The organism is Streptomyces sp. NPDC007901 (assembly GCF_042959465.1).
Lineage (GTDB): Bacteria > Actinomycetota > Actinomycetes > Streptomycetales > Streptomycetaceae > Streptomyces.
Genome location: NZ_JBIBKW010000021.1, coordinates 158398 through 182682, shown reverse-complemented (window position 1 = coordinate 182682; position 24285 = coordinate 158398). Strand labels below are relative to the sequence as shown.

The following is a 24285-nucleotide window of genomic DNA, read 5'->3' as shown; positions in this document are numbered from 1 at the left end:
ACCACCACAAGAAATGAACTGTACGGCACAGTTCATATGAACTGAACCGTTCAGTTCAGATGCGAGTACACTCCTGCCATGAGTCCCGAGAACGCCGTGCCACCCGCCAAACAGCCGCCCGCCGGACCACGGGCCGAAGCCAAACGCCGAGCCATCGCGAAGGCGGCCCGCGAGCTGTTTCTCCGGGACGGGTTCGACGTCAGCGTCGAGGCCATCGCCGACGCGGCGGGCGTGTCCAAGGTGACCGTCTACAACCACTTCGGCACCAAGGCGGACCTGTTCATCGGCGTCGTCAAGGACGCGCTGGACGCCCCGCTCGGCGGCACCCTCACCGAGGCGATCGACCGGATCATCGGCGCCGACGACCTCGGCGAAGCCTTCGTCGCCACAGGCCGGGCCTGGATCGAGGGCACCCGCGACAATCCGGACGTCCTCGCCCTGCGCAACCTCGTCGCCCGCGAGCTGCGCCGCTTCCCGGAACTGGGCGAGGCATGGCACCAGGCCGGCCCCGACCGCCACCACCCCGCGGTCTCGGAAACACTCAGACAGCTCACCGAACAAGGACGCCTCGACATCCCGGACATCGACGTCGCGGTCCTCCAGCTCTACTCGCTGCTGCCCTTCCCCCACCTGGTCTTCAGCGCGTACGGCACCGGCATCGACGACGACCTCACCGAACGCCTGCTCATCAGTGGCGTCGACATGTTCCTCGGCCGCTACGCACCACACCCGACCCGGGCGTAGCGGACCGGCCCCCCGCCACCCGCGGAGCCCTGCCCGACGACAACGGCGTCGAACCCACGAGCGACCCTTGCCGGCAAACGCCCTTCCCCATGCTCCCGAGATTCCCTCCCGGGCCCGGATTCGCCCGCCCGCTTCAAAAGCTTTCGCACGGAACACGGATCGGTACACACCGTCACCCGAATTCCCGCCGCAGAGGCCTCATCGAATATCCGCGTCCTTGTCCATCCGCATCCTTGTCCACCGGCCCACCTCCATCGCATCCGTGGGGATTGCAGCGCCGACGCGGACGCGACTAAAATTCAAGATCATCGGTAGCCGACCGTTTCAGCCTGAGCGGCGGCCCCATCGATGGAGGACGGCCATGGCGAAGATCCTTGCGGTGCTCTATCCCGACCCCGCGGGTGGTTATCCTCCCGATTACGCCCGCGACGAGATTCCGGTCATCACCGAATATCCGGGCGGTCAGACAACGCCGACCCCGCACACCATAGATTTCGTCCCGGGACAGCTCCTCGGCAGCATCTCGGGAGAACTGGGACTACGCCGGTTCCTGGAGGGCCGAGGCGACACCTATGTCGTCACCAGCGACAAGGAAGGGCCGGGCTCCACCCTGGACCGCGAGCTGCCCGACGCGGACGTGGTGATCTCACAGCCCTTCTGGCCCGCTTATCTGACCCCCGAGCGGATCGCCTCCGCTCCCCGGCTCAAACTCGCGATCACAGCGGGGATCGGGTCGGACCACGTCGACCTGCCGAGCGCCATCGACCACGGCATGACGGTGGCGGAGGTGACCTACAGCAACAGCATCAGCGTGTCCGAGCACGCCGTCATGCAGATCCTCACTCTGGTCCACAACTACATGCCGGCCCACGACTGGGTGACCGCCAAGAAGGGCTGGAACATCGCCGACAGCGTCTCGCGCGCCTACGACCTCGAAGGCTGGGACGTCGGCGTCCTCGGCGCCGGCCGTATCGGCCAGGCGGTGCTGCGCCGCCTCAGGCCGTTCGACGTCACGCTGCACTACTGCGACGTACACCGGCTGCCCAAGAACGTCGAGGAAGAGCTGGAGCTGACCTGGCATCCCGACGTTCGTTCGCTGGCCACTTCGGTCGACGTGCTGTCGATCCACACCCCCCTGCATCCGCAGACGCAGAACCTCTTCGACGACGACCTGATCGGTGCCATGAAGCGCGGTTCGTACATCGTCAACACCGCACGCGCGCTCATCGTCAACCGGGATGCCGTGGTGCGGGCCCTCAACAGCGGCCGGCTGGCCGGTTACGCCGGTGACGTCTGGTATCCGCAGCCGCCACCGCCCGACCATCCCTGGCGCACCATGCCGTACGAGGCGATGACGCCGCACGTGTCCGGTTCGACCCTCTCGGCGCAGGCCCGCTACGCGGCCGGTACCCGGGAGATCCTGGAATGCTGGTTCGACGGGCGCCCCATCCGTCCGGAGTACCTGATCGTCGACCGCGGTGGGCTTGCCGGGACGGGAGCGCGCTCCTACACGGTCGCCGGATAACGCATGTCGAGCCGGAGCGGCGCAGTTGCCCCCCTCGCGCTGGTCTTCTCGGTCGCGGTCCTCGCTCTCGCCGGTCCGCTCGCGGTCAAGGCCTCTGGGTGGCCCGGTGCACGAAAGCGGGCGGCAGATTCGCCCACACCGTCCTCGAGCGTCCCAACCGGTCGAAACGGCAGGCCAGTTCGGCGGTGAAGTGACGGGCGGGCGGGGTCCAGGCCGCGTGCAGGTGGGCGAAGGTGGTGAACCGGCCACCGGGCGCGAGGACTTCGGTCACGGCATCCAGGATGTACCCGCGCCGGTCCTGCGGCATGACCGTCCACGGCAGCCCGGAGACCACCGCGTCGACCGGTTCGCCCACCGCGGCGGCCAGCTCGGCGGCCGAGCCCTGGACCACGGTCAGCCGTGTGTCGCGCCGGGTGGCCGACAGCCGGGCCGCGAGCACCGGGTTGAGCTCGACCGCGACGAGCCGTGCGTCGGGTGCGAGCCGGGCGAGGACCGCGTCGGTGAACGCCCCGGTCCCCGGGCCGAGTTCGACGACGAGCCGGGCCCGCTCCAGGCCGATGCCCTCGGTCATCGCGTACGCCAGCCGCCGTGAACCGGCCGCCACGGCACCGGTCATGAGGGGCCACCGGCCCACTGACGTGGTGCCTTTCCCGTACGAGGACCTGGGCTCCCTCCTGCTGACTGTGCGGCGCAGAGGCCGGCGTTTCCGCCGCCGACCACGATGACGTCCCAGGGCGCCGCCATGAGTGGGGGTGCGCCTGAACACGAGAAGGGGCCGGTCCGGAGCCCACGGCTCCGGACCGGCGGTGAGGGGTGTGTCAGCCGGCGGCGGGCACCGGCTCACGGCCGCCCCCGGTCGCCGCCTTCGGGGCGGCCTCTTCGACCGCCTCGGGTTTCGCGTCGAGTGTCGGTTCCACCTGCGGCTCGGGGGTGTGGTCGTCCTCGGGCGCGGCGGAGAACGGGAGGTCGCCGCGGAAGACGGCCTTGGCGCGCTCCTCGTCCAGCTGTCCCTCCCACTTGGCCACCGCAAGAGTGGCGACGCCGTTGCCGACCACGCTGGTCAGGGCGCGGGCCTCGGACATGAACCGGTCGATGCCGAAGATCAGGGCCAGGGCGCCGACGGGCACGTGCGGTACGGCGCTGAGGGTGGCCGCCAGGGCGATGAAGCCTGAGCCGGTGACACCGGCCGCGCCCTTGGAGGTGAGCAGCATGACGGCGAGCATGGACAGCTGCTGGGTGAGGCTGAGGTCGATGCCGAGGGCCTGGGCGAGGAAGACCGAGCCCATGGTCAGATAGATGGCGGTGCCGTCGAGGTTGAAGGAGTACCCGGCGGGCAGCGTGATCCCGACGACCGGCTTCGAGGCGCCCGCGTGCTGGAGCTTGGCCATCAGACGCGGCAGCACCGGCTCGGAGGACGAGGTACCCAGGACGATCAGCAGTTCCTCCTTGATATAGCGGAGGAAGGGCAACAGGCGCAGGCCGTTGACGCGCATGACGGCGCCGAGCACGACCAGGACGAAGAACAGGGCGGTGAGCCAGAAGGAGCCGACCAGCAGGAACAGGTGGCGCAGGGTGTCCAGGCCGTAGTTGCCGATGGTGAAGGCCATGGAGCCGAAGGCGCCTATGGGAGCGAGCCGCATGATCCAGCGGATGAGCGTGAACAGGACCTTGGACAGCTTCTCGATGCCCTGGGTGATTCCCGCGCCCGCCTCGCCGGCGGCGTTCAGGCCGAAGCCGAACAGGACCGAGACCAGCAGCACCGGCAGGATCTCGTGGCCGGTCAGCGCGCTGAGCAAGGTGTCCGGGATCATGGCGAGCAGGAACGCAGAGAGGCTCTCGTGGCTCGCGGTCGCCTCCGGCGGCAGCCCTTTGGTCGACAGGGTCGAGGGGTCGACGTGCAGCCCGCTTCCGGGCTGCACGACGTTCACGACGACCAGCCCGATCACCATGGCGACGGTCGTCAGGACCTCGAAGTAGATCAGCGCCTTGAGACTGACCCGGCCGACGGCGCGCGCGTTTCCCATGGAGGCGATGCCGTGGACGACGGTACAGAAGATGACCGGCGCGATCATCATGCGGACCAGCGCGATGAACCCGTCGCCCAGGGGTTTGAGATCGGCTCCGAAGGAGGGCCACAGCCAGCCGACGGCAGCCCCGGCCAGGACGCCGATCAGGCACTGGACATAGAGCAGGGACAGCAGCCTGCGAGGGCGGCTCGGGGGAGCGTTGACGGTACCCGGGGCAGCGTCGTTGCGGCTCATACGGGGCGTCCTTCCAGGACGGGAACGAGGAGTTCGGCTCGGGCGATGCGGCGGGCGGCGCGGTGCAGCAGCACCGTGGGGGACGCGCCTTCCTTCGCGGGGACGGCTCGGGCGGTGATGACACCGGCCGGGGTGCCCAGGCGCAGCGTCCCGTCGGCGGTCTGCCGGGCGACACGGTGGGCGAGGGTGCCGGGGGTGGCGGCTGCGGTGGCCAGGGCTACGGCCGAGGTGAGACCGATCGCCGGGTGGGGTGCGTGCATGGAGACCATGCGGACGGCCAGGTCGTACTCGTCCTGTGGGACGAGGGTGCCATCGGTGGTGCGGTAGGCGACAGGGCGGGCGACCACTCCGACCTTCGGGACGGCGTGGCTGATGGGGTCGCTCTCCCGGACCAGTCCCATGGCCAGGGCGGCCTGCCGGCGCAGCACGGTGAGGGCGGGCACGGCGGTGGCGAAGTCGGCGAGGGACTCGGTGCCGTCGAGTCCGAACGCCTTGGCCTCGAACAGCGCGGCCGGGGCGCCGGCGTCGACCAGCGACGCCTCGACGGTGCCGGTGGGCCCGGTCAGTGTGTCCAGGGCGTGACCGGTCGGCAGGGTCCGGCCGGTCGAGGTACCCGCGGGGTCCTCGAAGCCGAGGAGCACCGGTACGCCGAGCGCGGCGGTGCCCGGCACCCGGGCCGTCCCCGCGTCGGAGGCGGTCCGCCCCGGGGTGGGGATGGTGCCGCTGAGCCGGGCTCCGGTGTTGATGTTGAGCATCCGCACCGTGGTCGAGTCCGACGTGAGAGGCACAAGGTGGTTATGGACGGCGTACAGGGCGACTGCGGTGGCGCAGTTGCCGCAGTTGCTGGTCCACTCCACCCGCGCGTCGCCGATGCCGACCTGCGCGAAGGCGTACTCGACGTCGACGTCCGGCTTCGCGGAGGTCCGGACGATCGCCGCCTTGGAGGTGGTGGAGGAGGCACCGCCGACGCCGTCGATCTGGCGGGGGTCGGCGGCGTTGTAGGCAGCGAGCAGCAGGGTGTCGACGTCCACGCCGGTCGCCACCACGTCGTGGTGGTCGAAGATCCAGCACTTGCTGGTACCTCCGCGGATCATCTCGCCCTGCAGACACAACACAACAGACTCCTCGTGAGAACCCGGCCCCGACGGCACTTCCGTGCGGGGTGCGATCCACAGTGGACGCGAGCAGCGTGAAGTACAATCTCGTAAATCTGCATGGGTATTAAGCTGTACTGAACGCTGGAGGTGGCGAGATGCTCGACATCCGGCGCATCCTGCTCTTCGCCGAGGTCGCCCGCCGGGGTTCGGTCACGGCGACCGCACGTGCCCTCAACTACACGCCTTCAGCGGTGTCGCAGCAGGTCAGCAGGTTGGAGACAGAGGCAGGACAGCCCCTCCTCGAGCGTCATGCGCGGGGGGTCACGCTCACCGACGCCGGGCGCGCGCTGGCCGAGCGGGGAGAGCGGATCAAGCGCGAACTGACGGCCGCGGAGAACGAACTCGCCGACTTCGCCGGACTGCGAGCGGGCACGCTCCGGGTCGGCACCTTCCCCACCGTCGGCGCGTCCCTCCTCCCCCGCGCCGTGATCGCCTTCCGCCACACGCACCCCGACGTACGGCTGACGGTGCGCAGCGCCCGGATCGCGGGGCTGTGGGCGATGCTGGAGAACCGCGAGATCGAAATGTCCCTGATGTGGGACTACGACTGGAACCGCATCGACCGCGAGGACATCGTCGTCACCTCTCTGGTCAACGACCCGCCGGCACTCCTCGTCGGTGCGGACCACCCCCTCGCCGGCCGTGCTTCGGCCGCCCTCGCCGACTTCGCCGACGACACCTGGATCACCCGTGCCGAGAACCACCCGGTGGCCGAGGCCCTCGCCCGCAGCTGCCGCACGGCCGGTTTCGAGCCACAGATCGCCTACGAGGCCCACGACTACCAGGAGGCCCAGGCCATGGTCGCCGCCGGCATCGGCGTCGCCCTGGCCCCCACCCTGGCCCTGGAGGGCATCCGAGGAGGCGTCAGCGTCCTGCCGCTGCTGCCCCCGGCCCCGGTGCGCCGCATCCTCCTCGTCCGCATGGGCGACCACGCCCTGACCCCGGCCGCCGAGGCCTTCACGGACTACCTGCGGGACAGCGCGGCGGTCGCCGGGGGGCGATGAAACGCCGTGCCGGTCACCGGCCGCGCTCACCGAGCCGTCCGCGTGCCGGTGCCGTAGGTGTGCGGGTCGACAGGCTGGTCGGCCTTGGGCAGGGGCAGATCAGAACCTGGTGGCTGAGCGCGGGAAAGGCGCGGTCGCGGGCGAGCAGTGCGGTCCCCGCCGCGAGGCCGCCGCCGGCACTGATTCCGGTGATCATGAGTCGCTCGGGGTCGATACCGAGCTCGGCCGCGTTCTTCGCCGTCCACGCCAGTCCCGCGTAGCAGTCCTCGACCGGCGCGGGGTCGGGGTGCTCCGGCGCCGGTCGGTACTCGACCGACACGACGACCGCGCTCCCGTCGATCACATGGGTGAGGAGATGACTCAAGTGCGCCCGGCGGTCCCCCGTGATCATCCCGCCACCGTGGATGTGGACGATGCCTCCCTTGGGGCCTCGGTCCTCGACGGGGCTGAGAATCAGCAGAGTGATGTCCGGCGCGCCTTCCGGCCCGGGTACCTGGCGCTCCTCCACCCGAACTCTGCCGCCCGCCGTCAAATCCTCCGGTTCCACCCCGGGGAGTCCCTCGGTCACCTGCCGTCGGATCTCTGGCAGGGTCTCGTCCGACACGGGCGGAAAACCGCGCCCAGCGTCTCCTCGACGGGCGCGAGCTCCGGGTCCGACGGAGGCCGGATGGTCGTGGCACCGAAAAAGTCTGCTGCTGTCTGGTCCGTCATCTGTTCTCGCCTGCTCACTGCGCACGATGTGCGGGTTCGAGTGGATCGACTCGTTGTGTGCGATGACCTTGTCGCGTCCCACGACCAGTTCCTCGAGGCCGGGTCGAAGTAGCTGACTTCTCGGCGCAGTTGTGGAGGCAGCCGCGGTTGTCGCCGACGCTCCACCGTTCGTCGAAGGACTTCTTCAACTCCAGGATGACCGTGCTGATCTCCACCTCGTCGGCGCCCGTATTCGGTTCCTGCGCCGGTTCCTCTGCCGGTTTCTCTCACGGATTCCGTGGCCGGCCGTTGTCGGCCGTCGCGCATCGGGGGTGGTTGGTTGCCGTTTCTCGTTGCCCAGGTCTCAGTCGTCCAGGACGACGACGTGCTTGCCCGGCGTGGTGCCGGACTCGACGTCGGCCTGGGCGTCACGGACCTGTTCCAGGCCCTGGTAGACCTTCGCGACCGGGACTTTGAGGCGCCCTGTGGCGATGGCCCGGAGCTGGTGGGCGAAGACGTCGGCCGGGAGGTCGGCGGCCTGACCGCCGTAGGACGTCAGCCGCACCCCGCCCGGGATCATGAACGGGGTGAAATCGGGGATCGTCCACTGGCCCGCCAGGGCTCCGGTGAAGCAGACCGTGCCGTGCCGGCGGACGGCGTTGAGGGTGTCGGCGAGGACCGAACAGCCCACCAGCTCCAGTACGGCGTCGACGCCCTCCGGCATCAGCTCGCTCACCTGGTCGGCGATCGTGCCGCTGTCGACGAGGGGATGGTCGACGCCCGCGGCCCGCAGTTCCCCGGCTCTTCCCGGGGTGCGGGTGGTGGACAGCACGGTGGCTCCGAGGTCCTTCGCGATCGTGGCCGCGCTCAGCCCGACCGTGGAGGTGCCGCCGCGGAGCAGCAGCGTCTGCCCGGCCTTGAGGTCCAGGCCGGTGGTCAGCGTCAAGATCGATCAGCTTGTCGGGGTTGCCCGCGACACCGAGTTCGGTGACGAACCGCTCCGCGAGCTCCTCGGCCCACCAGGCCGGGACGAGACGCGAGGGCGCGCCGGAGAACCCGGCCAGCCGCCGGTACAGGCCGTCCGCGGAGGAGGCCCCGAGCAGCCGAGGGTGGAGTAGGCGCCGGCGCTGTGGCCGAAGACGGTGACGTTGTCAGGATCGCCACCGAAGGAGGCGATGTTCTGCTTGATCCAGGTGAGCGCGGTGATGACGTCCTGCAGGCCCAGGTTGCTCGCCTCGGCGAGCCGCCCGCCGTACTGCGACAGCGAGAGAGCGCCCAGCGCGCCGAGCCGGTAGTTGACCGACGCACTCACCACGCGCCCCGTCGCAGCGAGACCGGCGGCGTTCGAGGTGGTCTGCGTGTTCGCACCGAACTCGAATCCGCCGCCATGGATGTACACGGCCACCGGCAGCCTCTTCCCGGCCGACTCCTCCGGAGCCCACACGTTCAGGTTCAGGCAGTCCTCGCCCGTCCCGCTGTCCGCTTCGAGCCAGTCGCCGCTGTCGGGCTGGACAGAGACGACACCCTTGCGGTCATAGGGACGGTCCGGATCGAAATCCGCGACCACGGGGCGGCGGTATCGCTCGGCGGTGGCGTACGGGATTCCCCACCAGGACCGCACCCCTGGTGCACTCGGAGCCTTGGGCGCGGTCATGGCGTGAGATTCCTTCCGGTGCGGTTCGGGTGTTTCACACGGCGTGTCGGCGGCTGATCGCTCGCGGGGACGCTCTCCAAGCATTCCCTGGACTCCGGTCAATCGCCGGACGGACAGCGGTCACCTGATGGTCACCAGGCGACAGCTGCCTGCCCCTCCTCTTCTCCTGGCCCGTCGCCGAGCAGGCGAGGGCGACCTGAGGCACTGCCGTCAGCGGGTTCCCTGACTCGACACGCCGACTTGCCCAGGAAGGCCGGTGCAGCTCGCGGGCCCGAGCATGCCCGCTGATCATGCTGTCGCATCGGGCGGTGGTCTTCTTGGCCTCGCCCAGGAACGCGAGCCGGCTACAGAAGGCGACGGGTGTGGTGTGACATGGCAGGGGAGGGCTTCGTTGATCTTCTGAGGTTCGTTCCCGGGGGGCCTGTCCCTGCCCTGGAAACAGTGCGGGGGCGACTGGCGGTTTCCTCTTGGGGTAGTTTCCCCGCCCCTGGACGTCATCGCAGATCGAACTACGCGAGGGCGACAGTGTCTGCACAGCGCGATGGCGGCCCCTGCCGCGCAACCGGCACATGGGACAACGAATCGCCCCGTAGACACCGTCGACTGGACACGACCGCGCCGTCCCGGCCCCTGTACGGCCCCTGGGACTTGTCCGCGGCCTCAAGGCAGCCCGCCCGTATCCCGAGCGACACCCTCGATCATCCACTCCGCCACAGGTCAGAGGGTTGGAGCTACCACGACCACCTCCGGACCCCACACCCACGAGCAGCGGATTCAGTCCGTCCAGGCAAAGTTGACGATCCGACACCCAAAATTGAACGTTCCCGCAGGCCGGAGACCTGTACAAGTGGGGCGGGTGGAACTCGAACCCACGGCCGACGGATTATGAGTCCTTTGAGGATCTTGGCAGTCCTTGCCGATCAGCGCCGATCCACGCCGTCCTCGCAGGTCAGACGTGCCACCCGAGGCCGAGCCCCACGGCTGAGGTTTCCTGCAGTCGGCCGGCCACACCATCGCGCGCTGCACCTCCATCCGCCAGGTGTATCCGGGGGACTGCTCTTCCACGACCGTCGACACCACCCGCCGGTCGTAGACCTCTGTGTGGAGGAATTGCCGCAGCCCTGCGCGCGGGTTCAATTTCGACCCTCCTGGTCAAATCAGGCCATGAAATCCTTAAGTAACAATCATGGAATGGCTGGGCAATTTGTGTAAGCCACTCTCGGCTTGGTCGTCCGGCGAGTCGCAGTCGGCGCTGAGCATGGAGGGAAGTGCGATGAGCTTCGCCAGCAAGTGCGTCACGGATCTCCGTTGCCGTGTCCATCAGTCGGCCTGGACGCGTGGGCGTGTGGCGCACGGTTCACATTCGGCATCCGAGCGGTCTGACGCCTGACCGCGTACCGATCGACCACGTACCGATTGTCTGAGGCCGGAGCCCCGCCCGGTCAGCGGCTCCGCAGGTGTCGCTCTTCTGACATCGGCCTGCCACCCGCCGCCTGTTCCACGCGTCTTCCTGTGCCGCCGACCTGGACTGTGCGCCCTGCGCGCGCCTGCCAGGCCGTGCCGGCCGCGTATCCGTAGAAGGACCTTCCGCATGACCACTGCTCTTCCCCGTCCCGCCCCGCCCCGGGACTGCACGTTCGACCCCGACGACTGGGCCGTCCTTGCCCGACACTGGTATCCGGTCGCCCTGTCGGGCGAGGTCGGCGACGCACCGACCGCCGTACGCCTGCTCGACGAGCCCCTGGTGGCCTACCGAGTGGGCGGCAACGTGATCGTGGCCCACGACATCTGCCCGCACCGGGGCGTACCGCTCAGCCTCGGCGGCGGCGACGGGAGCGGCATCACCTGTGCCTATCACGGTCTGCGCTTCGGTGACGGCGGGCGGTGCGTGCATGTGCCGGCGCATCCCGAGTCGAAGATCCCGTCGCGGCTGAACCTGCGGACCTATCCCGTCGTCGAGCGGTACGGGCTGGTGTGGACCTGCCTGCGGCCCGCCCCGGACGCCGACCCGGTGATCCCAGCCATGGCCCACTGGGACGACGAGGGATTCCAGCGGATCAACTGCCCCAGCATCGACATCGCCGCGTTCGCCGGCCGCCAGCTCGAAGGCTTCCTCGACGTCGCCCACTTCGGCTTCGTGCATCTGGACTCCTTCGGCGACCCCGACGACACCGTCGTGCCCGACTACACCCCGGTCCGCCACGATCACGGTTTCTCCGTCGACTACTGGAGCACGGCATCCAACTACCCGCACGGCAGCGACAAGCAGGCCCCGCCCGGCTTCCGGTGGCTGCGCCACTTCGACGTCCACCTGCCCTTCACCGCCACCCTGGTGGTGCACTTCCCCGGCGGCGGGCGGCTGAACATCATGAACGCCGCCTCGCCGGTGTCCGCACGCCGGACCCGTATGTTCGCCCCGATCGCCCGGGACTTCGACACCGATCAACCCGTCCAGGCGGTATACGACTTCAACCGGACGGTCTTCGAGGAGGACCGGGCCATCGTCGAGGTCCAGAAACCCGAGAACCTCCCCCTGGACCCCAGGCTCGAAGTACACATCCCGGCCGACCGCAGTTCGATCGCCTACCGGCGCGGACTGCGCGACCTCGGCCTGAGCCACTTCTTCACCGCGTAGGCGCCGGCCGTGAAGAGCATGCAAACCCTCGACGTCATCGTCCACGCGATCTCCCTCGCCTCCGCCACCAGCCGCAGCTACGAACTCCGGGCAGTGGACGGAGCCCTACCGCCCTTCGACGCCGGCGCTCACATCGACGTCCATCTCGGCCCCTCCCTCGTCCGCCAGTACTCCCTGTGCAACTCCCCCCAGGAAAGCGGCCGTTACCTGATCTGTGTGCGGCGCGAGGATGCCGGACGGGGCGGCTCCCGCACCCTGCACCGCGACATCACCGTCGGCCGGCGGCTGCGGATCTCGCCCCCGCGCAACCACTTCCCGCTCGTGACGGCGCAGCGCCACGTGCTCGTGGCGGGCGGCATCGGCATCACGCCCCTGCTGTCCATGGCCGAAGCCCTGGCCGCGCGGGGAGCCACGTTCGTCCTGCACCACTACACCTCCAGCACGGCGGAGTCCCCACTGCTGGAACGGCTCCAGGTCTCCGCCTTCGCCGAACGGACGACGGTCCACCACAGCGACCAGGGAGACACCATCCGCACCGGACTGCCCACGGAGCTGCTGACCCCGGCCCCGGACACGGCCGTCTACGTCTGCGGGCCCGACGGCTTCATGACCCACGTCGTGGCCGAGACAACCGCCGCCGGCTGGCAACCGGGGCAGATCCACACCGAACGCTTCGCCCCCAAGGCCCCCACGGCCGCCGGAGACGAAATCGCGACCGAATTCACCGCCGAATTCACTGTACGGATCGCGAGCACCGGCATCGGCTATCCCGTCCCTGCCGACCGCACCATCGCCGACGTCCTCACCGCCAACGGCGTCGAGGTCGAACTCTCCTGCGAGCAGGGCATCTGCGGCGCTTGCCTGACCCCCGTCCTGGCCGGCGAACCCGACCACCGCGACGAGATCCAGACCCCCGACGAGCGCGCCGCAGACAACCAGATCACCATCTGCTGCTCCCGCGCCCGCACCCCCGAACTCCTCCTCGGCCTCTGACCTCGGTCTCCGGCCGGCCCGAGGCCAGCCCGGCGGCGCTCATGCCCCGCCACATCCGTGTTCTTCATGTCCGCCATGAGCCGGGGCCCACCCGGCCAGGTGAAAGGAAAAGCGCACCATGACCAGAATCACAGGCAGCGACGACAGCGCGTTCGCGGCCACCGACCGTCGTCTCTTCCTCAGACGGGGACTGCTGCTCGGCGGTGCCGTGATGCTCGGTGGCCCGCTGCTCGCCGCGTGCGGCGACTCCGACTCGTCGTCCTCGGCCTCGTCCTCGGCCTCGGGTTCCAAGAGCTTCGGCGAGCTGACACTGCGCCTGTCCTGGATCAAGAACGTCGAGTTCGCGGGCAGCTACATCGCCGACAGCAAGGGCTTCTACACCGCCGAGGGCTTCTCCAAGGTCACCCTGATCGGCGGCGGACCGTCCGCGACTCCGATGGAGACCGACGTCGTCACGAAGAAGGCCCTCGTGGCGATCAGCGCCCCGGACATCACCGGCGCGGCTGTCGCCAAGGGCGCGCCGCTGAAGATCATCGGTGCGCAGTACCAGAAGAACCCGTTCTGCATCATGTCGATGGCCAAGGACCCGATCACCAAGCCGGAGGACATGTACGGCAAGAAGATCGGTGTCCAGGCCGGCAACGAGTCCGTGTGGGCGGCGTACATCAAGGCCACCGGACTGGACGAGTCGAAGATCACCAAGGTGCCGGTGCAGTTCGACCCGCTCCCGCTGACCCAGGGCACCGTGGACGGCTGGTTCTCCTTCGTGACCAACGAGCCGAACACGCTGCGGCTGAAGGGCTTCAAAGTCTCGACGATGCTGCTCGCCGACACCGGCTACCCGCTGGTCTCGGAGACCTACTGCGTCCGCCAGGACACCATCGACAAGCAACGCGACCTGCTCAAGGCATTCCTGCGCGCGGAGATCAAGGGCTGGAAGGCGAGCATCGCCGACCCTGCGCTCGGCGCGAGGCTCGCGGCCGAGACGTACGGCAAGGGGCTCGGGCTGACGACCAAGGAGCAGACCCTTGAGGCCGTGGACGAGAACAAGCTGCTCGTGAGCGCCGATACCAAGAAGAACGGCCTGTTCACGATCACGCCCGAGCTGATCGAGGAGAACATCAAGACGCTGAAGTACGGCGGCCTCGACATCACCGCCGCCAAGCTCTTCGACCTCTCGATCATCGAAGAGATCTACAAGGAGAACCCCAGCCTCATCTGATGCTCCGGCGTTACCGGTGCGGCCCGTCGGCCCGCCGGTACCGGACTTCCCCTACCCGCACCCCACCGCACACCGCACACCGAGGTCGCCAACTGATGAGTACCGCAGCCGCTGTTCCCGACGCATCCGACGGCTCCCTGCCGTCCGGCACCGGGCTGTCCCTACGTGGGCTGAGCAAGGAGTTCAAGCTCGGCCGGAACCGCGTTCCCGCACTGGCCGGCGTCGACCTGGACACGGCCGAGGGCCAGTTCCTCGCGCTGCTCGGGCCGTCGGGCTGCGGCAAGTCGACCGTTCTGCGGATCCTCGCCGGGCTCGACAGCCCCACCTCCGGTACGGCGCTCGTACACGGCGAGGACCCGGAGGCGGCCCGCAAACGGCACCACCTGGGCATAGCCTTCCAGGACGCCGCGCTACTGCCGTGGCGCTCGGTCGCCGCCAACATACGGCTGCCGCTGGAGATCAGCGGCATCAAGGCCGACCCGGCGGCGATCTCCGACCTCATCAGGCTGGTCGGCCTCGAAGGTTTCGAGAAGGCCCGCCCCGCCCAGCTCTCCGGCGGCATGCGGCAACGCGTCGCCATCGCCCGCTCGCTGGTCGTCGACCCCAAGGTGCTCCTGCTGGACGAGCCGTTCGGCGCCCTGGACGACATGACCCGCCAGCGGCTCAACCTCGAACTCCAGCGCATCTGGCAGGCCCGCGCGGTGACCACCCTGCTGGTCACCCACTCCATCAACGAGGCCGTACTGCTCAGCGACACCGTCGCCGTCATGTCCCCCAGGCCCGGCCGGATCGTGGAGGTTGTCACCATCGACCTGCCCCGGCCGCGTACGCCGGAGATGATGCGCTCGGCAGAATTCCACGCGTATGCCGACCAGTTGTCGGAACTCCTGTTCGGCCGCGCTGACGCCCCCGCCGGGGAGGCGTCATGAGTGCGCCGCGTTCCGCCTGGACCGGCGGGGCCGTCGGCATCGCGGCTCTGATCGGGGCGTGGTCGCTGCTGTCCACCACGGTCTTCGGCCCCGGGGACGGCGTGCCCACCCCCTGGGCGGTGGTGGCGAGCGTGCTCGACGACGGCTGGACCTTCTACAGCCCGCATGTCACGCAGACCGTGGGCGAGGCCCTGACCGGGTATCTGGTCGGCAACGCGCTGGCGCTGGGCTTGGCGGTGCTGGTTCTGCTGGTGCCCGTACTGGAGCGGGTGATCACACAGATAGCGGTGGCCTCCTACTGCCTGCCGATCGTGGCGATCGGCCCGATCCTGTCCCTCGTCCTGGACGGGGACAAGCCGATGTCGGCGATGGCCGGGCTGTCGGTCTTCTTCACCACCCTCATCGGCGCGCTGCTCGGGCTGCGCTCGGCCGACCCGGCCGCGCTCGACCTGGTACGCGCCTACGGCGGCGGCCGCTGGCAGCAGATGCTGCGGGTCCGCCTGATCGCCGCGCTGCCCAGCACGCTGGCCGCGCTCAGGATCGCCGGGCCGGCGGCGCTGCTCGGCGCGATCATCGGCGAGTACCTCGGCCGCGTCGACAGTGGGCTCGGCATCGCCATGACCATCGCCCAGCAGCAGCTCGACGTGCCCCGCACCTGGGGCATCGCCTTGGTCTCCGGCGCGGTGGCAGGCATCGCATACGGCGTGGTCGGGCTCATCGCCCGCTACGCCCTGCCCTGGTCACGCACGACGACAGTGGAAGGCGGAGGCGCATGAGCACCGCGACGGAGACGGGGACGGCCCCCGCGCTGCGCTTCGCGGCAGGCGTGCTGCGCCCGCTGATGAACGTGGTCGTGACGATGACGGCCGTCGTCGTCCTGTGGGTGATCTTCCTGCAGGTCTACGACCTGGACCCGCTGGTGGCCAAGTCACCGGTCGACATCTACGACTACCTGTTCACCGGCGCGGACGCGGGCGCCCACCGCTCCCTGGTCGCCTCGGGTCTGGGCCGTACCCTGCTGGACGCCGGGCTCGGCTTCGTCGCCGGGCTGGTGGCGGCGGTCGCGGTGGCGGTCGTCTTCGTCCTCCTGCGGAGCGTCGAGCAGGCGCTGCTGCCGATGGCGGTGGTCGTACGGTCCGTACCACTCGTCGCGATGACCCCGCTCATCACCCTCGTCTTCGGCCGGGGCCTGATGGCCACCACCGTCATCAGCGGTCTGATCGTCTTCTTCCCCGCCTTGGTCACCATGTCCTTCGGCCTGCGATCCGCCTCCCGGCAGGCGGCCGACCTGTGCCGCGCGTACGGCGCCGACGGCTGGACCGTCGCCCGCAAGGTCATGCTGCCCAGCGCGGTGCCCGCGTTCTTCGCCAGCGCCCGCGTCGGCGTGCCGGGCGCGCTGATCGGCGCGATGCTCGCCGAATGGCTGTCGACGGGACAGGGCCTGGGCTACGCGATGCTCAAGGACTCCTCGACCTTCGACTACGACCACCTGTGGGCCTCCGTGGCCGTGCTCACCGCCGTCTCCGCGGTCTGCTACAACGTCATCGCCGCCATCGAGACCGTTGCCCTGGCCCGCTTCGCGCCCAACATCCGCACCGGTGTGTGACGCAGGCCGCCAGGGCAGCCCGTTCCGCTGCCCTGGCGCCTGAACTCCTTCTCGGCCTCCGACTCCGTTCTGCCCAAGATGGGAACCCCGCCCCATGGATACTTCCGCCCTCGCGACCACCTTCGGCGCTCGACTCCCCGCATGGGTGCTGTCCGAACTGGCCGACGTACCCGAGACGCTGCCGACCGACGAGGACCGTGTCCGGCTCGCCAACCGACTCGCCGAACGCAACCACCGCGAGAACACCGGCGGCCCCTTCGCCGCACTGGTCGTCGAGACGGTGACCGGACGGCTCGTCTCGGCCGGGGTCAATGTCGTCCTGTCCTCCGGGCTCTCCTCCACCCACGCCGAGGTCGTCGCGATCTCCCTCGCCCAGACCCGGTTGGGTGCATGGGACCTCGGCGCCCCCGATGGCCCCGATCTCGAACTGGTCGTCAATTGGCGCCCCTGCGCCATGTGCTACGGCGCCGCGATGTGGTCCGGGGCCCGGCGTCTGGTCGTCGCCGGAGAGGGCCCCGAGCTGGAACAGCTCACGGGCTTCGACGAAGGCCCCATGCGCGAGGACTGGGCGGAGCAGTTCGAGCGGCGCGGCATCCAAGTCGTCTCCGGCGTGCTGCGTGACGAGGCGGTCGCTGTCTTCCGGGCCTACGGCGAACGCGAGGACGCCGTCGTCTACAACGCGCGCGGAGCAGTGACCGTCACCTCGTAGCCGGTCCGGTCGGCAAGCACTCCGACCAACAGGCCGACGGCGACAGCACCGTGCCCGGCCACCCAGCGCGGGCATGCAGTTCGGCATGAGAAGGCCCACGGTCGGTGGGGGTCCCGTGTACGCCGCAGCCTCTGGCGCCCGAGGCTGCCACGCAACGAGTGCCCGGCCTCAGCCACCTCCCCCTGCGGAAGAGGCCGAGGGCCTCGCGGAGGGCGGTTCGTCTGCGTTCCGGGCCATTTCCTCTTCGTACTGTTTCCTGACCCCTTGGCCATCGCCAGACGCTCTCTCAGCGGCCACCTGCTGCCACTGAACACCAGGTGCACTACCGGCCCGGGGGCACCGTTGGCCGGGACACGGCTGCGCCGTCCCGGCCCCCGCACGGCCCCTGGGTCTTGGCATCGGCCCTCAGTGCGCTCGCCCGGAAGGCGAGCGACGACCTCGATCGATCACTCCGCTGCAGGTCAGACGCGTTGCCGCTGTCCCGAGCACCGCCGAACTCCAAACCCACGAGCAGCGGATTCAGTCCGTCCAGCAAAGTTGCCGCTCCGACACCCAAAAAAGAACGTTTCCGCAGGTCACAGCCCTGCGCAAGTGGGGCGGGTGGGACTCGAACCCACGGCCGACGGATGATGAGTCCTTCGAGGATCTTGGCGACCCTTGCCGATCCATGCTCATCTTGGCCGTTTTCCCAGGTCAGACGAGGTTTGGCACATCAGTCCTTCTCGGCCCTTGTCCACGCACACCCGGTTCAAGGACCCTCTCCCCAGTTGGGGAGAGGGTCGCGAAACCATGCGCAGCGGATTTCCTTTCCAACGCGCAGCGACTCAAAGGCAGGTGGATCGACTCCCAAGCACGCGGGGACAGGGTGCCAGGAACCAGTGGTACAGCCGTTGGCTCCACGCATTTGATCTTGATCTTGGGGACTCGGAAACCCGGCTGAAGCACTGGCTACCCATTCCTGCCAGGCCCTTCACGTGTGTAGGAGGGCCTTCAGTCGTGCTCTTCCTCCTCGGTCTTCGTGTGCCGGATTCCCTTGCGCCAGGTGATGCCGACGAGGCGGTGACCGCGTCCTTCCCCCTGTGCGGGGGTGGGTTCCGGGGCCCGTGGGGGCCCGTGGGGGGGCTCTCAGGTCTCGTCGGCGTGGGCGCCGGTGCCGACGGAGCTCCGGCTGGCGGCCAGCCAGGAGCGGGCGGGGCCGGCGGGTGCTGCAGTGTCCACGGTGAGGTGGAGGCGGGTGGCACCGTCCAGGCCGGGATAGCTGCGCTGTTCCGCTCCGGCGAAGCAGTGGCGAAGCGCCTCCGCGACCGCTCGGGCGGCTTGGGGCGTGTGCGCGATGATCCGTACCTCGGCGTGCCCGAGCGAGGCCAGTGTCTGGGTCTCGATGTACTTCACGTGGGCGGATTCCCTTCGGGGTGGGGAAAGCCGGGAGGTCTCGGCAGGGGGTTGCTGAAGTGGTAGGCCGCGATCCGTGCGCCGTGCTGGGCATTGAGCAGGTGGATAAGGCGCATCCCGATGCCGATCGCGAGGACGATCACCGCGATGATGACGAGGGTCTCCACAGAACTCACCTCCGGCCGTTTCCGGACAGTGGGAGAGCGCTTCGCCTCATTGGCATCCCGAAGGGGGACATGCAGGCCCCGCCTTCGTCCTCCCAGGTGGCTTCCCGGATCACGGCGTCACGGATGCCGCGCCCCATGACGGATTCGTTGCTCATCAGGACGCCCGCGGTGAGGACGCTGCCTGGGATCGCTGCGGCGGACATCAGCCGGGCCGCTGCTGCGGGTGCAGTCTCGGGCGGGACGACGAGGAGGTCCCAGCGCCCGACGGTGTAGGAGAGCAGGATGAGCTTGTCGGGGTCCTGTTCTGTGAACCAGCCCACGTGCAGCTTGCGCCCGTCAACGGCAACCGTGTGCGGGACGACGGGCCAGCGGGTGGGGTTCACGGTCACGCGCGTGATGCGCCCCCAGGGATTCTCCACGGCGGCGGCGAGCGCTGGGAGCTCGGCTTCGAGGTCGCGGGAGTAGGGCCACCAGGCCCCGTCCAGCTGGCCGGCGAGCGTGGTCTTCGGGGTGAGGGACAAGCGTGCCGGAAGCTCTGGGGCGAGGTCGCGGGGCGCAGTCCGGTCGAGGGTCGTGGTCATGATGCGGACCTGCCCCCGGGCTGCCCGTCGACAGCCCGGTTTTTCGTGATCGCCGGAAATGACACCCGCGTGAAAGCCGGTGCGCGAAGTACCTCCGGTGCTTTCACTGTACGCCTGTTCGGCGGACCTTGACCGCCGTGACCAGTTATTTTCCGGCGGATGCCGGATCGGGCGGCGGGAGTATCGTGAAACGACGGCGGGCTCGTGCACGTCGCCGGGCAGACACCGGCGTCGGCCGCGCACTGCGACGACGCACGGCCGCACCCCGTAGACGGGCAGACTCACATGGCTGACACCGACCTTCCCCACCCGCCCCGACTGCTGCTGCCGGATACGATCCAACAGGCGGTCAAACCGGGTACGGCCCTGCTGCGGCTGGAGACCACGCGGTCCCGAGAGGGGCTCCTGGACGGCGCGTGGTGGCCCCGTACCCGCGACATCGAGACCGAGCTGCCCGCGCTGATCAGCGTGTTGACCGGGCATCTTGGACCGATCACCCGCGTGGGCGTGGACGCGGCCGCCTGGAACGGCCTCCCGACTCGCCTGGTCATCGACGACCAGGTCGTGCACCTCGACTCCGACCCGGTCGGCGACAGCACCGTCCTCATCACCCGCGGCCACAACGACCACTTCGCCCTGTTGGTGGTTCCCCCGGACACCACCGCCGACGCCGCCCGCGAAGCGATGGCCCGCGCCGTCCGCGCCGACAACATCACCGAGGCCGCTCAGATCCTCATCGCCACCACACCCAAACCTGAATAGGACATCCGGGAGAAGAGCCTCGAAGGCCAGGTCACCTCAGCGGCCAAAGGAAACCACGGCGGACGCCCGAAGGTAGTTGCACTCGATCTGCCCGGCGACGGCGAGGACGGCGAAGAACACAGTTCGGTCAGTTGTGACGCTCTACCGCCAATGCGGCCTGATCGGCGTGAGATCCATGGCGGCAGTCTCTCAGAAGTGCCTCGTACAACATGTCGGTTTCGAGAGGACTTTCGCAAACGGCGACCTGCGGAAAATGAGATCACTTCCCGGGCTCTCGCAGAACTCTCGCAGATACCGTTTATGAGAATGACCGTGCGTGACACCTGTGGCCCGGGGGGGCACCCGGTGGCTGGCCGCAGCACCGGTTTTCGTTCCGGTTACCCGCTCACCGTGAGAATGACGTCCTCTGTGGCGGGGCCGGGCCCGGTGGGACACCGCGGCGGTGTCGGGATTGGCGAGGGATGCGAAGTACTACGGCGACCGTCTCGTGTACGAGGCTCACCGCCCATGCCATCCCTGCCGGGTCCACCGTGCCGCCCGGGGCAGGACCGGCTCCTACGGGCTGGTGAGGTCCCGTGACGGAGGGCGTCCACGAGAGCGTACTGACCGCCGACGCCCTTTGGGCGGCGGTCACCGGTAAGCCCGGCACGGGCTGGACGGAGACTGTGCAGGTCACCGACCGTCGGCCGGGATCGAGTGGTTCGACGCCGAGTCGTGACCGCGCCGGCACGCTCAGCGCGATCCCCCAAACGGCCCCGGTGAAACCGCCGGGGCCGTCCTTTCAGGCGCAACACGTGAGAGTGCGCAACCCGCAATCCACGGTACTCCTAGGTAGTTTCCGACGCGATTCCGTAGGATGACGCGAAGCATGAGCACATTCTGCTCGGACCTCAAGCACCGACGACCGGGCCCAGAAGCCGGCACGCGCCCAACCGTCGCAAAGGTGCTTGCTATTCCGCATTGATGCGCCACTGCCCCCGGACACGGAACCAGAGTCCGGGAGCGTAGATCGATTCGACGACCGCGGCTTCGCCTTTGGTCACCCTGAGGATCCGCAATGCGCCGCTCGGAAGCAGGTCGTACTCGTACGTGGCGGGCGACTCACCTTCGGTGATGTCGTCGTAGGAGATATCCGCAGCCGCCGGCTCCGCGTATTCCTTGGGGGGCCGGTTCTCCACCAGTTTGATGAACACGCTCATACCTTCACGATAGACCTCGCGGCTTTCTCGCGTGACATGCCAGAGCCATCGCCGACGGCGCACCACCAGTCGGGCGGTATCGGCTCATTCCAGGTCTTCGAAGTCGAAGACACCTCATGCCAGGGTGGCAAGGTGGTCGGCGGCACCCCCGCGCCACTCGATCAGGAAGAGGGTCGCGTCGTCGCTGGTGACCCCGCCCCGCTCCCGGATCAGGGTGCGGGAGAGGGAGCGCACCACCGCCCGAACCCCTTCCTCGGCGTGCTCGATGCGGTTGACCCAGGTGATGAGTTGCTCCTCGCCGAACTGCTCGCCGCGGACATCGTGCTCCTCGATCAGGCCGTCGGTGAAGCACAGCACCCGGTCGCCGACCTGGAGCGTCTGCTCGCTGAGCTGGGGCTCGTCGCCGCCGAAGCCGACCGGCAAGGTGGTGGGGCTGTCCAGTTGCCGGACGACCTGGTGGTTGCGAATCAGCAGCGGCGCGGGGTGACCGGCGTTGACCCATTGCAGCTGGCCTGTCGCAACGTTCAGGCGCATCATCTGGGGCTTGACCACATGCGCAGCGGACTTCCTTACCTTCCACCATTGCCGCTCGGCCTTGCCCGCCGACTCACAGCGGACCAACCCACAAGCGGACAGCAGGGGTTCCCCGGTTCCTGCCGCGGTTGCCGTCAGCTCACGAGTGCTGTCCCCTTGGTTCGTTCGATCGGTACGCGGCTGCTCAGCGCGGTCTGTAGCTGTTCGTCAAGGAGTGTGACGGCCGGGCCGACCGGCCGTCAGTCGTCACACGTCACGCCGGCCGCCACGCCGCTCATCCGGTGATCGCCTCGGTCCCCACCAATTCCGCGCCGGCCTGCCGGGGGGCGCACGCGAACCGGGCGCCGCCCAGGGGCTGGCTGGTCAATGCCTGAAGGCTTCCTTGACCTTGTCTCCGGCCTGCTCCAGGCTCCCGGAGACCCGGTCGGTCCTGCCTTCGCGCTGCAGTCGCCGATTGCGGGTGATAAGGCCGATGCGTGCGGTGATCCGGCCCTTGATTTCCTGTGTTCTGTGCTTGATCGTCTGTCCGACGCTCATGACGGTCCTCTGCATGTCGACAGGAAGGGCCCCCGCGCGATCGTCGTACAGGCCGTCGTTCCCACGAGGCGAGATCGGGCGTGGTGCGGATTACCTGCGACCCCGGCTGTAGCGGCGGCGGCCACCGCTCCGCCCGCGCTTGGCGAAGCCGACGATCCAGACGACCAGCAGAACGGCCGCGACCCACCACAGGATCTGCATCGTGAAGCCGAACCCGAAGACCACCAGGATCAGCACAAGGAGAAGAATCCAGATCATTGCCGGGCCTCCAGATCGCGGGGATTTCCTGGTTCCGCGGGGTCCGGGCGAAGCGGGAAGGCGGAATGCTGCGCCCGAATGATCCGGAGTGGCATGGCCCTACGCCGTGTTGCCAGTCAACGCCCGGCATCCGCCCTTGTCAACGCAGCGTCGACACTGCCGGGTTCTGGGAGCGGTACTGGGGCCACCGGGGTGAACGGAGCCTCGGCAAGGGCTTCGACCGGCCCGGCCGGTGGTGTCGGCAGGATGTGGTCCTCCCACCAGGACAGGCCCAGCACGGTGGCGAGCAGTACGAAGGGGGTCGAAGCGGGAATGATCAGCGCATACATGTGTACCGCCTGGTGTGGGACGCGTGCGACGCGGCAGGCAGCAGATCGATGCCCGCTCGGGGTGCGCCGGGGTGCGCCGGGATCGTGATGATGGGCGCGCGCGGGAACGGCCTCGCTCGTGACGCGGCGGGTTCCGGCACCGATGCGCGGTGCGCCCCCTGGGGAGCGCGCTGGCGGTGCGACGCTGCCGGGGGCAGGGGCGGCATGGCGCACGCTAGCCCTCGCAGCAGTTCCCCGACAGGTGTCAAGCAGCCATCCGTGCCGGGCAGGCAGAACGCGCTGACGCCACACGGTATCCGCAACCTTTGGGCAGGACTACGCTGCGGGGTGAGGCCCCAGTCCCCGGTATCGAAGCTGTGTCCCGCTCCAGGGGAGGCCCGTCGTGTTCGTCCTGCTCCTCATCCTCATCGCGGTCTTGTTCGGCTTCGGCTTCCTCCAGCCCATCTGGTGGGTGGCCGCGGCGGTGCTGGTCTACGGCGCCACCCGCCACGGCCGCGGTCGCGGCGGAGGCCGGAGCCGTAGCGGCGGTTCCGACCTCGGGGATTACCGGGACTACCGGGAGCGCCGGGACCGTCGCGAACGCTGGGACCGTCGCTACAGCCGCCAGAACCGGGCGCGCTGGCGGCGCGAGGACCGTCGAGACCACGAACACCACAGGTGACCGTGAGGTGGACCGGCAGCCACGGCTTCCGGGACGGCTCACGCCAGGCCGGACACGTCGCGATCGTCAAGGAGTTCATGCCTGCGGCGGGCGCTGGCCGGGCGCGCGGTCATCGACCAGGCCCGCGGCATGCCGATGGTCCTGGCCCTCTGCCGCCGTGGGCCGGCCAGGATGCTTCTGGTGGATGTCACGGCAGTGCGACGCCGGACTTCCGGAGGTGGCCGCGGCCCTGGTCGCCGCCTGGGAAGGCAAGCCGCCCCCGGAGCACATGCAGCGGGCAATGTGCCGTACGCTGCGGCGATTTCACGCAGAAAACCAGGGGTGCAACTCGCGCCTCAGGCCAGTCGCCCAGGTAGGGAGAGGCCATGATTCACACAGCCGACGTCCGAGAATGGCGCGACCGCGACGTCCTCGACACCGAGTCGCACAAGATCGGCGTCCTGGAGGCCGTCTATGTGGACACCACCACCGACGAGCCGGCCATGGCCACGGTACGGACCGGACTGCCGACCCGGCACCGCCTGGTCTTCGTCCCCCTTGAGGACGCGATCGCCGGACCCGACTATCTCAAGGTCGGCTATGTCAGAACGCTGGTGAAGCAGGCCCCTTCGATCGGCACCGACGACGTCCTGCCCGCCGAACAGGAGGAAGCGATCTTCAAACACTACGGACTGCCCTACAAGCCCGGCGCGGCCGGCGAACGGCAACTGGCGCGCCGCTGACCACCTACGGACAG

At 69.0% G+C, this 24285-nt stretch carries 25 protein-coding genes and 2 pseudogenes; 13 read left to right on the top strand and 14 right to left on the bottom strand.

From position 1 onward, the window contains the following. The first annotated feature begins 78 nt into the window (after positions 1–78). Positions 79–744 carry a TetR/AcrR family transcriptional regulator C-terminal domain-containing protein gene (locus ACFZDK_RS44350; protein ID WP_390981676.1) on the top strand — a complete coding sequence of 222 codons (666 nt, stop codon included), beginning with the start codon at positions 79–81 and terminating at the stop codon, positions 742–744. Between the two features lie 361 nt (positions 745–1105). After that, positions 1106–2269: an NAD-dependent formate dehydrogenase gene (locus ACFZDK_RS44345; protein ID WP_390981674.1), complete on the top strand. Its 1164-nt coding sequence runs from the start codon at positions 1106–1108 to the stop codon at positions 2267–2269. A gap of 85 nt (positions 2270–2354) precedes the next feature. Here the strand turns inward: ACFZDK_RS44345 and ACFZDK_RS44340 are convergent, their stop codons facing one another. The 3 genes from ACFZDK_RS44340 to ACFZDK_RS44330 form a co-directional block, all read right to left on the bottom strand. After that, positions 2355–2885, bottom strand: a complete 531-nt coding sequence (locus ACFZDK_RS44340; protein ID WP_390981672.1) for a methyltransferase domain-containing protein — start codon at positions 2883–2885, stop codon at positions 2355–2357. A gap of 202 nt (positions 2886–3087) precedes the next feature. Further along, the gene (gene dctA / locus ACFZDK_RS44335; protein WP_390981670.1) at positions 3088–4530 is read right to left on the bottom strand and encodes a C4-dicarboxylate transporter DctA; all 1443 of its coding nucleotides are present in this window, start codon (positions 4528–4530) and stop codon (positions 3088–3090) included. Continuing rightward, positions 4527–5645, bottom strand: a complete 1119-nt coding sequence (locus ACFZDK_RS44330; RefSeq protein ID WP_390981668.1) for a PrpF domain-containing protein — start codon at positions 5643–5645, stop codon at positions 4527–4529. Before ACFZDK_RS44330 ends, dctA begins: the two co-directional genes overlap by 4 nt. A gap of 137 nt (positions 5646–5782) precedes the next feature. Between ACFZDK_RS44330 and ACFZDK_RS44325 the strand changes: the two genes are divergently transcribed. Then, complete coding sequence (locus ACFZDK_RS44325) at positions 5783–6691, top strand: LysR substrate-binding domain-containing protein (protein ID WP_390981666.1); 909 nt, start codon at positions 5783–5785, stop codon at positions 6689–6691. Positions 6692–6704: 13 nt separating this feature from the next. On the opposite strand, the gene ACFZDK_RS44320 is transcribed toward ACFZDK_RS44325, so the two are convergent. From ACFZDK_RS44320 to ACFZDK_RS44310, 3 genes and pseudogenes are all read right to left on the bottom strand, one after another. Then, entirely contained in the window at positions 6705–7295 is a 591-nt protein-coding gene (locus tag ACFZDK_RS44320) for an alpha/beta hydrolase fold domain-containing protein (protein WP_390981664.1), read from the bottom strand. Between the two features lie 450 nt (positions 7296–7745). Beyond that, a pseudogene (locus ACFZDK_RS44315) lies at positions 7746–8324 on the bottom strand (zinc-binding dehydrogenase); the annotation flags it as partial. A 9-nt stretch (positions 8325–8333) separates the two neighbouring features. Then, entirely contained in the window at positions 8334–9035 is a 702-nt protein-coding gene (locus tag ACFZDK_RS44310) for a carboxylesterase family protein (RefSeq protein ID WP_390981662.1), read from the bottom strand. 1591 nt (positions 9036–10626) lie between these two features. Between ACFZDK_RS44310 and ACFZDK_RS44305 the strand changes: the two genes are divergently transcribed. The 7 genes from ACFZDK_RS44305 to ACFZDK_RS44275 all read left to right on the top strand — a co-directional run bounded on the left by ACFZDK_RS44305 (position 10627) and on the right by ACFZDK_RS44275 (position 17129). Then, on the top strand, positions 10627–11670 hold the full coding sequence (locus ACFZDK_RS44305; protein WP_390981660.1) for a Rieske 2Fe-2S domain-containing protein: 1044 nt from the start codon (positions 10627–10629) through the stop codon (positions 11668–11670). A gap of 18 nt (positions 11671–11688) precedes the next feature. After that, positions 11689–12663, top strand: a complete 975-nt coding sequence (locus ACFZDK_RS44300) for a 2Fe-2S iron-sulfur cluster-binding protein (protein ID WP_390981715.1) — start codon at positions 11689–11691, stop codon at positions 12661–12663. A gap of 118 nt (positions 12664–12781) precedes the next feature. After that, positions 12782–13885 carry an ABC transporter substrate-binding protein gene (locus ACFZDK_RS44295; RefSeq protein ID WP_390981658.1) on the top strand — a complete coding sequence of 368 codons (1104 nt, stop codon included), beginning with the start codon at positions 12782–12784 and terminating at the stop codon, positions 13883–13885. 95 nt (positions 13886–13980) lie between these two features. Then, entirely contained in the window at positions 13981–14814 is an 834-nt protein-coding gene (locus ACFZDK_RS44290) for an ATP-binding cassette domain-containing protein (RefSeq protein ID WP_390981656.1), read from the top strand. Then, positions 14811–15590, top strand: coding sequence for an ABC transporter permease subunit (locus ACFZDK_RS44285; protein WP_390981654.1), 780 nt, complete (start codon positions 14811–14813; stop codon positions 15588–15590). The genes ACFZDK_RS44290 and ACFZDK_RS44285 overlap by 4 nt, the downstream gene beginning before the upstream one ends. Further along, positions 15587–16420, top strand: a complete 834-nt coding sequence (locus tag ACFZDK_RS44280; RefSeq protein ID WP_390981652.1) for an ABC transporter permease subunit — start codon at positions 15587–15589, stop codon at positions 16418–16420. Before ACFZDK_RS44285 ends, ACFZDK_RS44280 begins: the two co-directional genes overlap by 4 nt. Positions 16421–16514: 94 nt before the next feature. Continuing rightward, positions 16515–17129: a nucleoside deaminase gene (locus ACFZDK_RS44275; protein WP_390981650.1), complete on the top strand. Its 615-nt coding sequence runs from the start codon at positions 16515–16517 to the stop codon at positions 17127–17129. A 1125-nt stretch (positions 17130–18254) separates the two neighbouring features. On the opposite strand, the gene ACFZDK_RS44270 is transcribed toward ACFZDK_RS44275, so the two are convergent. Genes ACFZDK_RS44270 through ACFZDK_RS44260 form a run of 3 tightly spaced genes read right to left on the bottom strand, consistent with a single transcriptional unit; the run spans position 18255 to position 19269 of the window. After that, the gene (locus ACFZDK_RS44270; RefSeq protein WP_390981648.1) at positions 18255–18521 is read right to left on the bottom strand and encodes a hypothetical protein; all 267 of its coding nucleotides are present in this window, start codon (positions 18519–18521) and stop codon (positions 18255–18257) included. Then, positions 18518–18688 (bottom strand): hypothetical protein, encoded by a 171-nt coding sequence (locus ACFZDK_RS44265; RefSeq protein WP_390981646.1) that lies wholly within the window; start codon positions 18686–18688, stop codon positions 18518–18520. Before ACFZDK_RS44265 ends, ACFZDK_RS44270 begins: the two co-directional genes overlap by 4 nt. A 5-nt stretch (positions 18689–18693) precedes the next feature. Then, positions 18694–19269 carry a DUF5994 family protein gene (locus ACFZDK_RS44260; RefSeq protein WP_390981644.1) on the bottom strand — a complete coding sequence of 192 codons (576 nt, stop codon included), beginning with the start codon at positions 19267–19269 and terminating at the stop codon, positions 18694–18696. 285 nt (positions 19270–19554) lie between these two features. Between ACFZDK_RS44260 and ACFZDK_RS44255 the strand changes: the two genes are divergently transcribed. Next, positions 19555–20031, top strand: coding sequence for a DUF5994 family protein (locus ACFZDK_RS44255; RefSeq protein WP_390981642.1), 477 nt, complete (start codon positions 19555–19557; stop codon positions 20029–20031). A gap of 950 nt (positions 20032–20981) precedes the next feature. Here ACFZDK_RS44255 and ACFZDK_RS44250 read toward each other — a convergent pair. The 5 genes and pseudogenes from ACFZDK_RS44250 to ACFZDK_RS44230 all read right to left on the bottom strand — a co-directional run bounded on the left by ACFZDK_RS44250 (position 20982) and on the right by ACFZDK_RS44230 (position 22888). Then, positions 20982–21230 carry a hypothetical protein gene (locus ACFZDK_RS44250; RefSeq protein WP_362716723.1) on the bottom strand — a complete coding sequence of 83 codons (249 nt, stop codon included), beginning with the start codon at positions 21228–21230 and terminating at the stop codon, positions 20982–20984. Positions 21231–21344: 114 nt separating this feature from the next. Beyond that, positions 21345–21785: pseudogene (locus ACFZDK_RS44245) on the bottom strand (PP2C family protein-serine/threonine phosphatase); the annotation flags it as partial. Between the two features lie 342 nt (positions 21786–22127). After that, entirely contained in the window at positions 22128–22301 is a 174-nt protein-coding gene (locus ACFZDK_RS44240; RefSeq protein ID WP_390981640.1) for a CsbD family protein, read from the bottom strand. A gap of 90 nt (positions 22302–22391) precedes the next feature. Then, positions 22392–22559: a hydrophobic protein gene (locus ACFZDK_RS44235; RefSeq protein WP_390981638.1), complete on the bottom strand. Its 168-nt coding sequence runs from the start codon at positions 22557–22559 to the stop codon at positions 22392–22394. 116 nt (positions 22560–22675) lie between these two features. Beyond that, on the bottom strand, positions 22676–22888 hold the full coding sequence (locus tag ACFZDK_RS44230) for a hypothetical protein (RefSeq protein ID WP_390981636.1): 213 nt from the start codon (positions 22886–22888) through the stop codon (positions 22676–22678). 382 nt (positions 22889–23270) lie between these two features. On the opposite strand from ACFZDK_RS44230, the gene ACFZDK_RS44225 reads away from it, so the two are divergent. Together ACFZDK_RS44225 and ACFZDK_RS44220 are read left to right on the top strand one after the other, a co-directional pair. Next, a complete protein-coding gene (locus ACFZDK_RS44225; protein ID WP_390981634.1) occupies positions 23271–23549 on the top strand; it encodes a hypothetical protein in 279 nt (92 codons plus the stop codon). A gap of 365 nt (positions 23550–23914) precedes the next feature. Beyond that, complete coding sequence (locus ACFZDK_RS44220; protein WP_390981632.1) at positions 23915–24271, top strand: PRC-barrel domain-containing protein; 357 nt, start codon at positions 23915–23917, stop codon at positions 24269–24271. Positions 24272–24285: the final 14 nt, after the last annotated feature.